The organism is Psychrobacter sp. AOP3-A1-26 (assembly GCF_052378235.1).
In the GTDB taxonomy this organism is placed as follows: Bacteria; Pseudomonadota; Gammaproteobacteria; order Pseudomonadales; family Moraxellaceae; genus Psychrobacter.
Map to the genome: position 1 here is coordinate 1 of NZ_JBQSXN010000074.1, position 15,053 is coordinate 15,053.

Consider the following 15,053-nt stretch of genomic DNA (forward strand, 5'->3'; position numbering starts at 1 on the left):
GTTAAAATACTTTAAAAACGCTACGGTACTGCTTCAAATTTCTTAGTTATTTTTTGATTGAAAGTTTATAACTTTGCCAAATTTTACCGTTTATAGGCTAATTGTTAAGTTTTATCGCTATTTTCTTAATTCTACTTGAATAATACAATGAGTAACTACATATTACCCCTGTAAGAAAGAATGTTTTGTCATGAAACTTCCCATTATTATAGCTTCCGGTTATGGCACTAAACGATGATAACTGCTCAAAACCTCATTATTCTTTATGAGTAATATGTTTAGCAACGCGGTATATAGCATTATATATAACAGCATTCAGCGATTGTAGTGTCGCAATAATGGTTTAGTAGCATCTGATGGATAGTATTTTGAGATATAACTCATGGGCTATCAAGTACGACGTTTTACTGAATTTTATTGCTGAACAATTGATATCATTAACCACTACTCTACTTTTACCCTTTACAGAGTGAGTCGTTGTTGATATTAGCGTAGTGAAAGTTGAACGACTATATTAGTATCGATATCTGTTAATACTAAATAGTAATGATGTTGCCCAACTGATCTATGGCTTTGTTTCATTAACTTATTCATGACCTTACCTATGTTTAATGCATAGTTGTTTTTGCAATAGCTCTATCTATCGTCGATGAAGGAATCATCTGATTTATATCCTTCGTATTATTGTGCGTCCAGAATTTGGTCAAAACACTTTAAATGAGACTTTTAAGAAATTTACATTGATACTCTTAAGTATTAAGTAAATACGCCGATAGATAGCCAATTGTAAAACTTACCACTAACGCTTATAAGCGTATGTTGGTGGCACTATGATTAAACAAGATAATGCTGCACTTATTATTTAAAAGCGTAGTGTTATCTAAAATGTTACTCGTTGAGTGCTGTTTGATTATCAGCGCACTCACAGACATTTTACGGTAAGCAGGATGGCTAAAATCAGGAGACATCCATGCAGCGTATTACTTATCGTGTGAAAGTATCTGCGCAAGGGGCCAGACGTCGTATTTCTTATTTATTACGTCCATCTAAACGCCTACCAAACACTAAAAGTAACATCGTTTCATCCGTTACCCCCAATCCATCGGCTCGCTTTGCCAAAACCAAAAAGTTGGCACAAGTCTCTAGTATAGCCCTACTCTCATTACCTGCTGAGAGTTTGACGACCATGAGTGCGCAGGTGCCAGCCTATGATAATGTCATGCTGGAAAACACCTTGACCATCGCCGCTGTCCCAGGCGACAGCACTTATTTTGCGACTGATGGCTTCCAACATGGCTTCGGCTTTGATTTGGTACGTAGTTATGCCGACGAGTTGGGTGTCGATATCGACCTAAAAGCTTATGCGAATGAAGAAGCGGCGCTCAAAGCCTTAAGAGCAGGTAAAGCGGATATGGCGTTAACGACTGCCAGTACGCAGCTAAAGAGTAAGCTCAATCTATCATCTGTTAATGTTAGTTGTGGTTACGATGCCAGTTTGACCAAAAATGGCCTGCACCCAAAAGTTAGCTGGTCGTTCAACTCGCCCAATGATCCATTATCCCAAAAAGCCAGTTATTTTTTATGTGATAGCATCAAGCTCGAAAACACTCAAAAGCTTGCGGCTTTTTACAACCAAAGCTTATTAAAAGACGCTTACAGTCAGGACCACTTTCAAAAAACACTAACAGAAAAGCTGCCTGACTATCAATCGTCTTTTGAAGAGCAAGCGCGTAATTATAATCATGATTGGGAATTATTGGTGGCAATGGGTTATCAAGAATCCCATCTTGACGCCAATGCCGTCTCACCGACTGGTGTACGCGGACTAATGATGCTGACCAACAATACCGCTAAAGCGATGGGCGTCTCAAATCGCGTTGACCCGTATCAAAGTATCGGCGGCGGTGCGCGCTACCTAGAGCAAATGAAAGCGGATTTTTCTGATGTACCAAAGACTGATCGTATCTGGTTTGCGCTTGCGGGCTATAATATGGGGCCAAACGCGATAAAAGGGATTCAGCGCACATTACGAAATCGAGGTATTAATGATAAAAGCTGGGCCAACGTCTATGCCTATTTAGATAATAATAGAGCGTCTAATAGCCGTTATGGGCAAGCGATGCATTATGTTAGTAATATCAGAAGTTATCTTGAAACGATAAAAACTCAGACTGTCTAAGCAATACGTATTATTTAGATGTTTTAAACTAAAAAAGCTGCTCTACTATTAATAATAGTAGAGCAGCTTTTTTTGGTTAGAATTTTTTGAATGTACGGTTTGTCAAAAAATGATAGCGTATTTAAACAGTACTAAATCAACCATTATTAATTGCTAAGCGTCCGTTAGCGATTGGGCACGGTCAAACGCTGACCGCGCTGTAGCATGGTGTTTGCGGCAATATTATTCATCTCAGCCAACTCTTGCGTTGATACACCATACTTACGGGCTAAACCAATCAGACTATCACCCGACCCAACGGTATAGCTCACCGTTGCTTTGGGTACGTTGATAGTCTGCCCACGCTGCAACTGTGCATTGGTCGCCAAATCATTGGTCGCCGCCAAATCTGCTACTGAAACACCGAATTGACGTGCTAAGGCAATCAAACCATCGCCTGACTTAACTTTATAACGCTCAGTATTGCCCAGCTTTTTGCCGCTACTGCTCGCGGTAGTCGTATTGCTACTAGCCGCCGTAGTACTACTGCTTTGATTAGTATTACTAGCAGCAACCGCAACGCTACCACTGGCGGGAATAGTGATGGTGCGACCCAGTATCAGATTAGAATTGGTTTTTAGATTGTTTGCAGCTGCCAAGTCACTTAGACCAATATTATAACGTCTAGCCACAGCCGTTAAAGTATCCCCTGATTTTACTTTATAGCTGACTGTTTTATTGTTTAACTGGCGGTCTACCAACTCTTTAGACGCCGGTACTTTGATAGTTTGCCCACGTTGCAAACGAGCTTTAGCATTAAAATTGCTATTCACTGCAGCCAGCTCTGTTGGGCTAACACCCACACTACTAGCAATACCAATTAAGGTATCACCCGATTTAACTTTATAACTGGTCGTCGGTACTGAGCTTGAAGTACTGGTATTGCTTGCAGTGTTAGTGCTACTAGGCGCAGTGCTCGTAGAAGTAAAGTCGACATTGGCGGGTACTTTTAGCACCTGTCCAACGTACAACGAGTCTCTCGTACTGATACCATTAAGATTGGCTAACGTATTGGTGGGTATATTGAACTGACGCGCAAGGGCAATCAAGCCATCGCCTGCTTTTACTCTATAGTTTTTGGTGGCTGCACTCGATTTTTTTGGTTTGGTCGATGGCGCAGCAGGTGTCGACGCTGGCGCAGTCACTTTACCGGGTATCAACCATAGCTTTTGACCTCTAAGTAGGTCTGCACGGCTACTTAGATTATTATAAGTGGCTAGCTGGGTGACGGATAAACCAAAGCGATTCGCTGTCCCAATTAGCGTATCGCCACTTTTTACCACGTAGCTCTCTGGTTGGCTTGCCGCTGTATTACTCGCCGTACTCAATGGTTCGATGGTTTTTGCATCGTATAAGTACAAGGTACTGCCAGATAACAGCTTGGCACTGGCATCTATTTGGTTCCATTCTGCGATATCACGCCAGCTCACATCTGCACGACTGGCGATATTAGATAAAGTATCACCACGCTTTACCGTATAGGTTGTACGCGTGCCTTGTGGCTTCGGCTTACTGACTGGTGTTTTCGCAAAACTCAGCTTCTTCTCTTCACCACTGGCTTCCAAAATAGACTGCTGGGTTTGGACTGCTGATAGATTAATATTGCCATCCGCATTGACCACGTTGGTTTCAGGAGTGCTGATACGAATTTGATTGGCAATAAAATCGCGCTCTTCTTTACTTAGCGGTGGTTCTTGGACAATCGTATTGTTTTGTGTGATCGTAGCAGAAGTGGTCGGTAAACTATTACTGCTCTTTAGCTCATCATTGATTTTTTTCGTTTCAGCTGAGGTTAATGGTGGTTCCGTACGAGCTGACGTATTACTACTAGAAGCAGAGCTGCTCGATGATGATGAAGGAGAAATATAACTGGTTTTTTGCTGAGGGACACTAGCACTAGCAGCATATTCAGCCAGCTCACCACCAGTAGATGGCAGCGAAGAGCTCGTATATGGCTTACTATTATAACTTGGCGTGCTTGTGCTGCTTGGTGTACTCGTGCTACTCGATGCAAGCACGTTACCCATACCATTGCCCTTCAAGGCGCTTAGTTTAGAATCGGTATTCAGGCTCACATCATTAGGGATGATAATACGCTGTGGACCTGAAGAATCGACACGACCAGAGGTGAGCGCCGTATTCAATCTTTCTAGCTCATCATAAGTGACACCAGTGAGCTGTGCGACCTCAGATATGCTCACGCCATAATTCACTGGCACACTACGGAAATGCTGACGGTTAGCAATCGCTGGTAAATACACACCATACTGTTCAGGCTTGGCGACTATTTCGGCCACCGCCAAAAAGCGCGGTACGTAGTTCATGGTTTCAGTGGGCAATCTAAGTGACCAATAATCTGTTGGTAATCCACGAGCGGCATTGGCATCAATGGCTTTTTGTACACGGCCAGGGCCAGCATTATAAGCCGCTAATGCCAACTCCCAACTGCCGAACTGATTGTGCAGCGCGGTCAAAAAATCATAAGCAGCGCGTGTTGATTCAATGACATCACGGCGACCATCATACGTACTGCTTTGATTTAGACCATAAATTCGGCCAGTACTTGGAATAAACTGCCACAAGCCTGCCGCAGCGGCACTACTGGTCCCACTGGGATCGTAAGAACTCTCAATCACTGGTAATAAAGCAAGCTCCGTTGGAATATTGCGGCGCTCAGCCTCTCGTACCGTGTGGTAAATATAGCGACTGGCACGCGCAGTCAAACGGTTGAGATAGTCTTGTCGACTGGTAAACCAGCTTTTTTGGCCTTCGATACGCTGATTATACATCGGCTGACCGCCATTCATGCGATAACCTGCACGTAAGCGATTCCACAAATCACCATATTGCTGGATGACAAGCTTATTACCTTCGACCATTGTCATGTCAGTGGCTTCTAACAAATCTGCCAGTTCATCCAAGCTATCCGCATCCAAATATGCGGTTGAATAATCAGCGCTGCTGGTTGAGGTAGTGGCTTTGTTAGCAGAACTAGCAGGACGTTTGGTAATGACAGATGAGCTATTGGTCGCACCCTTGTTTTTTACCGTTGACGTATTGCTACAAGCACTGATAAGTAAAGTTGATACCGCAAGCGTCAATGGCAACGCAATAAATGAGCGAGAGTTTGATAGCACAGTAGACATGGTATGGGAGTTTTCCTAACGACAAGAAGTGATGAAATAAAGTTGCTTGATAGTATAGTATGCTATGTAACGTAAAAACCAGCCTAATAGAAAAAGATAATCATCTAAGAATATTTCTCATAAGCTGGATTCGTATTTAAATGACGAAGACTGACACTCAATAAAACCATGATGCCTATTAATATCAAAACTTAATAGTCAAAGATTTTAACGCCATCAAGCACGGACTAGGGCGTGTCAATGACTAATTAATCGCTACTTGTGATACCGCACGTAGTAGCACCGCATTACCCGTTGATAGTGTCAATGTTACTCTAGATGTGGTAACAAACGAGACTTCTTGACCGTCTTTTACCCAGCTCTCATTGGTGGTCACATTGGCTTTGGCCTGTGCGCCTGTAATGACGACATCATCTACAGAAATATTGTAACGATAGTTAGAGGTATTACTCCAGCTATCCTGAAGTAATCTAAGGTAGGCGTCTTTATCTAAACTGGTAGACTTGCCCTTTCTAGACAATGAAATCAATGCGTCATCGGACACCAAGCGTGATACTTGGTTGATACTTTGGCTATTCGCTGATGACTTCATTGCTGCTGCATAGTTTTGCACCAAAGCTTCGGTCATGGTTGCTGCTTGCGCGCTGATACTTACAGTACTTGCCACTGCGATAACTGCAGTGACGCTGGCGCTTCTCACCAATAGAGCCAACAGCCCTTTTTCCCATAATGCTTTCATGATAATCCTTAGCGATACTTTTTCGTGGTGGTCATATCTGATTATGATATGTGGTTGTCATATATTGACAGCTGATTTTTTTATGCCATTCAATGAGACAAGCTATATTTTCTTTTAAGTGCCTTAATTTTAAGTGCCCTAGTTGTAAGTGCCCTAATTGAATGCTCAACATGCCCTAACATTTTTTATATTTTTCTTTGTGCTCTTGATGGTTAGAGCTTTGTTTAAATACTTTGTCAAGAATGATGGCATACTTGTATCATAAAGTGAGCCTATCATTCAATTCTCACAGCTATGTGACACCCTGTGTAATTATTGCGAATGCTAAAACGCTAGGATGTGTTGAACATCAACCAAGCCCTAAGCTTCTGTATTACAATTTAGCATCATTACTATTATCTTCATGATGCTCATCATCACTGAGTTTCATACCCAAACGCTCTACCCGTCTGTCCATCATTTGTCGTGCCAATGCTTGCATATCTTCCACGCGGTCAATTTCATCCACAATTTCAAGACCTAATAAAGTTTCAAACACATCTTCTAAAGTAACCAGTCCTTTGACTTCGCCATACTCACCCACAGTAATAGCAATATGAATACGGTTTTTTAGCATAAATTCTAGCAAATCAAAGAGTTTCATCTTTGAAAATACAAAGGTAATCTCTCGTTTGAACTGCGTTAATGGTTTATGCACCGCGTGATTAACTTTTGCCAATAGCATATCGGTTTTTAATACAAAACCAGTAATATTATCCAAGTCACCATCATAAATCGGCAATCGTGAAAACGTCAGTTTTGGGCGGTCAACCAACAACTCAGCAACGGTTTTATTTTCTTCAAACGATAGCATCACTGAACGCGGGGTCATGATATCTTCGACTTTGATGGCACCAAACGCCAACAAGTTACGAATGATGCGCGACTCTAATGGGTCGATTTGTCCTGACTCTTCACCGATACTAGCAAGCGCGGCAAACTCACGACGGCTAAATGTCTGGGGCTCTTTGCCACGCACAAGCAGTTTGGTCAGTCGCTCTGAGAACCAAATGAGCGGGTAAAGCAATAGGATAATACCTCGAACAAAGTGAGCCACGACGCCGCTCAATTGGCGCCAATACAAAGTACCCAGTGTCTTTGGAATGATTTCAGATAAAAACAGAATCGCCAAGGTCATAATCGCAGAAAACAACCCAAACCAAGCACTGCCAAACACAATCGTGGCCTGAGCACCAGCACCAATAGATCCTAGCGTATGCGCCACGGTATTTAAGGTCAAAATAGCCGCCAACGATTGATCGATATTATCAACCTTTAGCTTTCTTAGCATATTTGCTTTTTTGGGATTGCTCTCTTGCACATCAGCGATATAAGACGGCGTCATACTGAGTAGTGAAGACTCTGCTAAGGAGCAGACAAACGAGATACCAATGGCCACAACCACAAAAAATATGAGCAGTAGGACACTGGCCGCTGTTGGCCCTGCTAAAGTATCAGCAGCAAAGGCCGGATAAGGCAGTAGCATCATGGCTATCGCAATGAACGTCGATAGCCTCGAGACTGATTTAGTACGATTCAACCGCCTCAGATAGCGTGTCGTCGGAGGAGGTTTGGCCGACGCTTCTTTAGGAGCGCGCGGCCGGCATAAACGAGGTACAAACATAAAAGTGATGAACAAGTTAGGTAACCTAAACAGAGAAGAGAAAAAACAATAGTAGCTCGATTAGCAAGCGGCTAAAGCGGCAATAAATAATGGATAAAAACCAATTTAGTTATTCATATTAGGCGTTATTATACCTCAATAAATAGCATGCTAAATACAGGTTGTTATTGCCATTTGATAGTAGCATTGATGGTGCTATTTCACAATAATTCACTATTTTTAAGTTTTAATTTTTTGATATCCTTCTATATTCGTAGTGCATTAACATCGCTAATTTGCGGCGACAAAAATTATATTACAATAATTATGAGTGGCTTGTGGGCTGTTAGCTTAAGAAAAACATACCCAGCCTATGATTAACAGTTACCAAGTCTGGGAATTTTTGTTACTATGCGTTTAATTTTATTATTATCCATGACTTATTGAGAGAAATTATGTTCTTATTTATCCAAGCTGCTCATGCTGCACCAGAAGCTGCCGGCGCTGCATCATTATTCGGTCAAATCCTACTGCCTGTTGCCTTTTTTGCGATTTTTTACTTCTTGGTGATTCGCCCACAATCTAAACGCACCAAAGAACATCGTGCTATGGTCAATGCATTGACTGTTGGTAGTGAGATCATCTTTGCTGGTGGTTTGATGGGTCGTATCAAAGGTCTAGAAGGTGATTATGCGATTGTTAGCCTAAATAACAACACGGATGTAAAAGTACAGCGTGCTTCTGTTATCTCAGTACTGCCTGCTGGCACTATCGAAAGCGTTTAATGACTCGTTAGAAGATTAATAGCATTTTATTGATGGTTATTAATCTTTATATCATTAATAAATATAGTGATTAAAAATGACCGTCTATTATTTACGGTCATTTTTCCCTATAAAATAGTGATGCAAAGCAGCCTCATAGATGACAATAGTCTATGTTTATTGGTTTAACTATACGGTTCTTATGAGTCTTATCAGTGATATTTTTGATGACTATATAAGGGTGTGTCTGTATTATTTGATTTACTATTTTACGCTTTACTATCATCGCGGATGATCGCAATGGTGCATGATGACGATGCCAAATACGGCGCTCTACCATTGCTATCGCTAACTTCCCATCTGCTAACTTGTGGCCTACGTCGCCAGTCGTTTATCAACCTAAAGAAGTGATTATGCAATATCCCGCTTGGAAATACTTAATTATTACCGTCGTGCTAATCATTGCCGGTCTATATGCTGCCCCTAACCTCTACCCTGACGAACCTGCGGTGCAGATTACTAGTGCCGCTGCAGGCACGCAATTGTCCGAAGGCATCTTGACCCAGTCTCAAAGCTTGCTAGAAGAGGCTGGACTGAATAACCATGATGGTACATTTGAGGGTAACAGTGCGCTGGTACGTCTTAATAACCCAGTCGACCAGCTAAAAGCCCGAGAAGTGCTGCGTCAAAATCTGGGCGAAGATTATGTGGTTGCGCTTAACCTAGCACAGACGACACCACAGTGGCTACGTGATATCGGCGCAAAACCGATGAAACTGGGTCTCGATTTACGCGGTGGTGTCCGTTTTGTACTAGAAGTCGATATGGACAAGGCGCTTGAACAGCGTTTGACCAGTGCCAGTCGCGACATGCGTCGTGAGCTACGTGCTGAGAAAGTGGCGATCAAAGGTATTAAAACTGAAGATCGAAGCGTATTGCTGCATTTCGCTGATACAGACGCTCGTAATCGTGCACAAAATATTTTGCAAGGCTCAATGGGCACCACCTTTAGCGTGCAGTCTTCTATTGATGAGCGAGGTCCTGCACTAATCTTAGCTTATAACGATGCGACTTTAGACGAAATCAATAGCTATGCGGTCAATCAAAACCTGACTACTTTGCGTAACCGTATTGCTGAGCTTGGCGTTACCGAAGCTTTGGTGCAATCACAAGGTGCCAGCCGTATCGTCGTAGAACTGCCTGGGGTACAAGATACCGCTGAGGCCAAACGTGTCTTAGGACGTACAGCAAACCTTGAGTTCCGCATGGTCGCTGAAGACAGCGAAAACTATATGGGCGGCATCCCTCCAGCGGGTACTGAAGCTTTCCCATTTGAGACACTTGATGGTCCACCTGTACTACTAAACCGCCAAGCGATTGTCACTGGTGATAAAGTCACTAATGCACAAACTGGCATTGATGAAAGCGGCTCTCCTGAAGTCAGTATTACGCTAGATAGTGCTGGTGGTAAGCTGATGCAAAATGCCACCCGTACAGCGGTTGGCAAACAGATGGCTGTATTGTTCATCGAAAATAAACAAAGAATTACTTACGAAGAAAACTCAGAAACTGGCGAGACTGAAGAAATACGAACGCCTTATGCTGAAACCAAAGTCATCAACCGCGCTAACATTCAAGCGGTATTGGGTTCGTCTTTCCGTATTACTGGCCTAGATAGTAGTGCTGAAGCAGCCGAGCTTGCGCTATTACTACGCTCGGGTGCGCTTGCCGCCCCGATGTACTTTGTAGAAGAACGCACCATTGGCCCATCATTGGGTCAAGACAATATTGAGAAAGGCCTATTCTCGACTCAAGTCGGTTACTTATTAGTCTTTGCGTTTATGATTATCTTCTATCGTCTGTTTGGTGTCATCGCTAACGTGGCGCTAGCAGTGAACGTGATTATTATCATTGCTATTATGTCAATTTTAGGCTCATCGCTTACTTTACCTGGTATTGCTGGTATCGTCCTGACCATCGGTATGGCCGTCGATGCCAACGTGCTGATCTTTGAGCGAATACGTGAGGAGCTGGCAAACGGGGTACGGCCAAAATCTGCCATCGTGGCAGGTTTCGACCGAGCCTTTAGTAGTATTTTCGATGCCAACATCACCACGCTATTGGTCGCATTTATTCTATTTGCGATTGGTACTGGTCCGATTAAAGGCTTTGCGGTTACGCTAGCTATTGGTATTGTTAGCTCGCTATTTACCGCAATTTTGGTCACACGTGCGCTGGTACAAATTGCTTATGGTAAGCGTAAATCTATCAAACGTCTGAGCATCGGTTAGGAGAACATTATGGCGATCGATAAGAATAATCCTCTAGAACAGCAGAACACTCCAGATCGAAATGGTTCAGGTGGCTCAAACAGTGATGCAAATAACGCAAACACGCGCCGCCGTAAAAAACCACGCCGCGATGGCAAAGGCAGTAACACCCAAACCAATAACCCTACCACAGCTAAATCCAGTAAAAGTAAATCTCGCCGTGGTGGTAAAGGCAGCGGGAAAGCGGCTGATCAAAAGCATCAAGCTCTGGCCACTCAAAACCCTAACACGGCTACTGACCCGAACCTAGAAACAGGTGATGCCGCTGATGATGCCGCAGCAATGGCCGAAGGTGGTATCAAAGCCATTGGTAACCAGCGTATTATTCCGTTTATGAAGATAGAAAAGCCAATGGCGATTTTATCTATATTATTGGTCATTGGTAGTATCATTGCTATCGCCGTAAATGGTTTGAACTTTGGGCTTGATTTCACAGGCGGTGTTTCTGCAGATGTGCGTTATGAACAACCTGTTGAGCAAAACGAAGTCGTGCTAGCACTTGCTGACAATGGCTTTGATGACGCCGTGGTACAGTATCTAGGTACCCGAGAAGAACTGCTCGTACGCTTGCCCCCTCAATCTGATAACGTTGATGGGCTAAGTAACAGTCTCAGTGACGCATTAGCATTGCCTAATAATACTGCTGATATCAGCAACGTTAATATCATTGGTAGCCAAGTTGGTAACGAAGTTTATTTAAACTCCGTCATGGCGTTGGCCTTAGCGCTAGCCTGTATGCTTGGTTATGTAGCATTGCGCTTTCAGTTCAAGCTAGCACTTGGCGCGGTACTGTCGTTATTTCATGATGCGGTTGTGACCATTGGTGTCTTTGCTTTATTTGGCTTTCCATTTGATTTGACGGTATTGGCCGCGGTATTGGCTTTGATTGGTTATTCACTGAACGATACTATTGTTGTTTATGACCGTATCCGTGAAAACTTCCGCCGCGTCCGTGGCATTACGCCGCGCCAGACCATTGACTTATCCTTAACCGAGACGCTACGCCGTACGATCATGACCATCTCGACTGTTTTATTGGTCGTGCTGGCGATGATGTTCTTAGGTGGTGATGGGCTATACTGGTTCTCAGTCGCACTCTTTATCGGTCTATTAGCGGGTACTTACTCATCAACGTATATTGCCAGCTCGATTCCATTACGTATGGGTCTATCACGTGATGATTTTATTGTAAAAGTAAAACCAGAGTTTGAAGAAGAAATCGTTACTTTTAATGATCCAAAAATGTTTGAACAAGACAATGTTTAGGTGGTATTTAGACGTTGTTTAAATGATGCTTAGATCAAAAAAACGCTGAATTAAGACCACGTTTAACCAGTCTTATTTATGCTGATTTTAGCTTATAATGAGCTAGGATAGTGTTCGAACAAACGTAAATAAAAGCACCTGACTCATGAATAGTGAGTCTAGGTGCTTTTGTCTTTGTAGCTGTTTGAGGATCCGCCCTAGCCTTAAACATCAAACATGCTACGCTGATGTCGTAGTATTAAACAACAAACTGCCCCCACCTTGTTCTTTAAATATAAACGAGCCAAAAATGACTGTTGCCACACCACCATCCAATGCGATGCCACCGATTGATACTCGTTATACGCGTATCATCGCTATAGCTTTGCCAGTGTTATTGGCCAATCTTGCCATGCCGCTACAAAGTGTTATCGATACGGCGATTGTGGGGAACATGAATGATACTGCCAAACTGGCAGGTATGGGCTTGGCAATACAGTTACTGTCTTTACTGCTCGTCAGTTTTAACTTTTTACAGTATGCTTCATCTGGACTGTCGGCTCAAGCGCTTGGACAACTGGCCAATCACGCTGATGACTCTGCCAGTAATACAACAAAACCATCAAATCCACTGCCATCACCCCTACTGTCTATTTTGCAGCGCGCCTTATTACTGGCATTTGGTATTGGTGCTATTTTACTATTAGCAAAACCTTGGTTGATTGACTTCGGTTTGCAAGCCTTGTCAGCCAACCCCAATAGTGGGCAAGCGGCAAAAACTTACTTGGATGTGCGCTTTTGGGGGGTCATCGCTGAACTGATGAACTTTGCCTTCATTGGCTGGTTTGCCGGCCAAGGCAAAACACGCTACATGCTTTATCAGCAAGGTTTTATCGCCATACTCAATATCATACTCACCTTATTTTTTGTTTTCGGTCTAAATATGGGCTTAGTAGGCGTAGCGTTGGGCACTGCTATTGCTTTTTGGTTAGGTGTTTTATTGGCATTATGGCTAAGTCGTCGACATCTACAAATATCTTGGGCAGCATTATTTCAGGCCGATCGACAGCATTTCACCAAAAATAAAATGCTTAGGCTATTTTCACTGAATAAAGATATTTTTATTCGTACGCTTATCTTAACGCTGAGCTTTGCTTGGATTACTCGCCTTTCTGCCCAAAGCGGCGACGTCATACTGGCCGCCAATGCTATTTTATTACAAGTATTAAGTATCTCAGCCTTTGCCCTTGATGGCGTTGCAGTATCTGCTGAGACTTTAAGCGGTCAAGCCGCAGGGCGACGCGATTGGGTACGCTTTCGTATTATCGTAAAACGTACGGGCGTGGTCAGTTATGGGCTGGCGTTAATGCTAAGTGCGATATGGTGGCTTGGGATGCCAACTTATTTACAATTTATGACCAATATTGACTCCGTCTTTACTCTCGCTTATGACTATCATTTGTATGCAGTATTGCTACCACTCGTTGGTGTTGGCGCGTATTGGCTGGACGGTATATTTTTTGGCTTAACAGCGGGCAGTGTGATTCGTAATGCGGCCCTGATACTAGCGGTCATATTTTTCCCATTGAGCTGGATGCTTTACCAGCAATGGGATATGACGGGAATATGGCTCAGCGTATGGTGTTTATTATTATTAAGACTCATTATCCTAGGCGGTTTTTTATATCATGCTCATCAAACAGGCAGTTATGAAAAGCTACAGCCTGAACATTAATACTGTTTAATCTCACAAGCTTTAAAATAAGAAAGTAAATAATCAACGAATAATGTTAGCAAGAAAAATTAGGATGTCATGTGACTACTCGTTCGAATGAATTAAATCACCAGCCCGATATGAGCTACCATTGGATGGAAGGTTTTAAAAAAAGCCTACCAGTCGCCATGGGATATTTGCCTGCGGGTATTGCTTTTGGTGTGCTAGCACAAGTGGCTGGTATTCCGGTATGGGCCACGATTATGCTTAGTATTGTGCTATATGCTGGTGCAGCTCAATACGCTTGTTTGCCGATGCTGAGTGCTGGTTTACCAGTTGGTAATATAGCCACTAATATTGCTGCCATTAATTTGCGCCATGTGTTTTATGGCATGCCATTGTTACAATACCTGCCAAAACAAAAGCTGGCCAAAACTTATTGTCTCTTCGCGCTGACTGATGAGACGTTTTCCGTCATGACCAGCCTACCTAACGAGTCACGCCAAGCACTGATACTGCCTATTAGTCTATTTAATCAAAGCTGGTGGGTATTAGCGAGTGCGATTGGCGTCTTTATCGGCAGCGCGCTCAGTGATTTGGTACCGCACTTAGATTTTGCCTTGGTTTGTCTGTTTGCTATTTTGGCTTATGAGCAATTTCAAAGCATCAAGCGTTATTTCCCGATTGGCATTGCGGTAATTTCTTTAATTGTGGCTTCCTTCTTTACTAGCAACTGGTTATTATTGGTGGCGATTACTATTTGTATGTTGTTGATTTTAGCTCGTGGGTTTTGGATACAGCGTGATATGACGGGAGCAAATAATGACCAGTAGTTATCTAATTTTTGCCACTTTCGCCATGGCAGCCGTGACCTTTGTTACACGCGCCCTCCCTGCTTTAATACCAAAAAAACTGTTGGACACGCCTTGGCTGCATCGACTAAATGAAAGTTTGCCGCTATCCGTGATGGTATTGCTTATTTTAACCAGCCTCTCCTATCAAGAGCTGTCCGTAACCACTGGCCTAAATAGCGCAGAGTTACACTTACTACTGGCACAAATTGGTGCGCTTATTTTGGTGTTATTGATTTATCATATTAGTCGTCAGTTATTGGTCAGTATGGTTGTGGGTATTGCTGCAATTAATGGTTTTCTTTGGTTATTTGATACCTTGTTCATTTAAAATAGCCTTGGCAAAACTGCATATCTAGATATAAAAAGGCTGGATTCTAGTAAGAATCCAGCCTTTTTTTTCT

The 15,053-nt window shown here is 42.9% G+C and carries 10 protein-coding genes; 7 read left to right on the plus strand and 3 right to left on the minus strand.

The window, feature by feature from the left end; translation table 11 throughout:
• Positions 1-970 precede the first annotated feature (970 nt).
• Positions 971-2,179: a transglycosylase SLT domain-containing protein gene (locus ACT3TU_RS11110; RefSeq protein ID WP_192524653.1), complete on the plus strand. Its 1,209-nt coding sequence runs from the start codon at positions 971-973 to the stop codon at positions 2,177-2,179.
• Between the two features lie 164 nt (positions 2,180-2,343).
• Here ACT3TU_RS11110 and ACT3TU_RS11115 read toward each other — a convergent pair whose 3' ends face one another.
• The 3 genes from ACT3TU_RS11115 to ACT3TU_RS11125 form a co-directional block, all read right to left on the minus strand.
• Complete coding sequence (locus ACT3TU_RS11115; protein WP_444784376.1) at positions 2,344-5,364, minus strand: LysM peptidoglycan-binding domain-containing protein; 3,021 nt, start codon at positions 5,362-5,364, stop codon at positions 2,344-2,346.
• Between the two features lie 244 nt (positions 5,365-5,608).
• Positions 5,609-6,103 (minus strand): hypothetical protein, encoded by a 495-nt coding sequence (locus ACT3TU_RS11120; RefSeq protein WP_192524655.1) that lies wholly within the window; start codon positions 6,101-6,103, stop codon positions 5,609-5,611.
• 373 nt (positions 6,104-6,476) lie between these two features.
• Positions 6,477-7,766, minus strand: a complete 1,290-nt coding sequence (locus ACT3TU_RS11125; protein WP_192524656.1) for a CNNM domain-containing protein — start codon at positions 7,764-7,766, stop codon at positions 6,477-6,479.
• 434 nt (positions 7,767-8,200) lie between these two features.
• Between ACT3TU_RS11125 and yajC the strand changes: the two genes are divergently transcribed.
• The 6 genes from yajC (at position 8,201) to ACT3TU_RS11155 (ending at position 14,980) form a co-directional block, all read left to right on the plus strand.
• Positions 8,201-8,530 carry a preprotein translocase subunit YajC gene (gene yajC, locus ACT3TU_RS11130; protein ID WP_192523743.1) on the plus strand — a complete coding sequence of 110 codons (330 nt, stop codon included), beginning with the start codon at positions 8,201-8,203 and terminating at the stop codon, positions 8,528-8,530.
• Between the two features lie 392 nt (positions 8,531-8,922).
• Positions 8,923-10,800: a protein translocase subunit SecD gene (gene secD / locus ACT3TU_RS11135; protein WP_192523742.1), complete on the plus strand. Its 1,878-nt coding sequence runs from the start codon at positions 8,923-8,925 to the stop codon at positions 10,798-10,800.
• Between the two features lie 9 nt (positions 10,801-10,809).
• Positions 10,810-12,105 (plus strand): protein translocase subunit SecF, encoded by a 1,296-nt coding sequence (gene secF, locus ACT3TU_RS11140; RefSeq protein ID WP_444784377.1) that lies wholly within the window; start codon positions 10,810-10,812, stop codon positions 12,103-12,105.
• A gap of 289 nt (positions 12,106-12,394) precedes the next feature.
• Entirely contained in the window at positions 12,395-13,819 is a 1,425-nt protein-coding gene (locus tag ACT3TU_RS11145; protein ID WP_192523740.1) for an MATE family efflux transporter, read from the plus strand.
• Positions 13,820-13,899: 80 nt separating this feature from the next.
• Positions 13,900-14,631 (plus strand): AzlC family ABC transporter permease, encoded by a 732-nt coding sequence (locus ACT3TU_RS11150; protein ID WP_413038382.1) that lies wholly within the window; start codon positions 13,900-13,902, stop codon positions 14,629-14,631.
• The gene (locus ACT3TU_RS11155; protein ID WP_192523739.1) at positions 14,621-14,980 is read left to right on the plus strand and encodes an AzlD domain-containing protein; all 360 of its coding nucleotides are present in this window, start codon (positions 14,621-14,623) and stop codon (positions 14,978-14,980) included. Before ACT3TU_RS11150 ends, ACT3TU_RS11155 begins: the two co-directional genes overlap by 11 nt.
• The last annotated feature ends 73 nt before the right edge of the window (positions 14,981-15,053 follow it).

Excerpts from the sequence above, each read along its gene's own strand:
- ACT3TU_RS11110 (WP_192524653.1), top strand. The coding sequence starts at position 971 with ATGCAGCGTATTACTTATCGTGTGAAAGTATCTGCGCAAGGGGCCAGA.
- ACT3TU_RS11115 (WP_444784376.1), bottom strand. The coding sequence starts at position 5,364 with ATGTCTACTGTGCTATCAAACTCTCGCTCATTTATTGCGTTGCCATTG.
- ACT3TU_RS11120 (WP_192524655.1), bottom strand. The coding sequence starts at position 6,103 with ATGAAAGCATTATGGGAAAAAGGGCTGTTGGCTCTATTGGTGAGAAGC.
- ACT3TU_RS11125 (WP_192524656.1), bottom strand. The coding sequence starts at position 7,766 with ATGTTTGTACCTCGTTTATGCCGGCCGCGCGCTCCTAAAGAAGCGTCG.
- yajC (WP_192523743.1), top strand. The coding sequence starts at position 8,201 with ATGTTCTTATTTATCCAAGCTGCTCATGCTGCACCAGAAGCTGCCGGC.
- secD (WP_192523742.1), top strand. The coding sequence starts at position 8,923 with ATGCAATATCCCGCTTGGAAATACTTAATTATTACCGTCGTGCTAATC.
- secF (WP_444784377.1), top strand. The coding sequence starts at position 10,810 with ATGGCGATCGATAAGAATAATCCTCTAGAACAGCAGAACACTCCAGAT.
- ACT3TU_RS11145 (WP_192523740.1), top strand. The coding sequence starts at position 12,395 with ATGACTGTTGCCACACCACCATCCAATGCGATGCCACCGATTGATACT.
- ACT3TU_RS11155 (WP_192523739.1), top strand. The coding sequence starts at position 14,621 with ATGACCAGTAGTTATCTAATTTTTGCCACTTTCGCCATGGCAGCCGTG.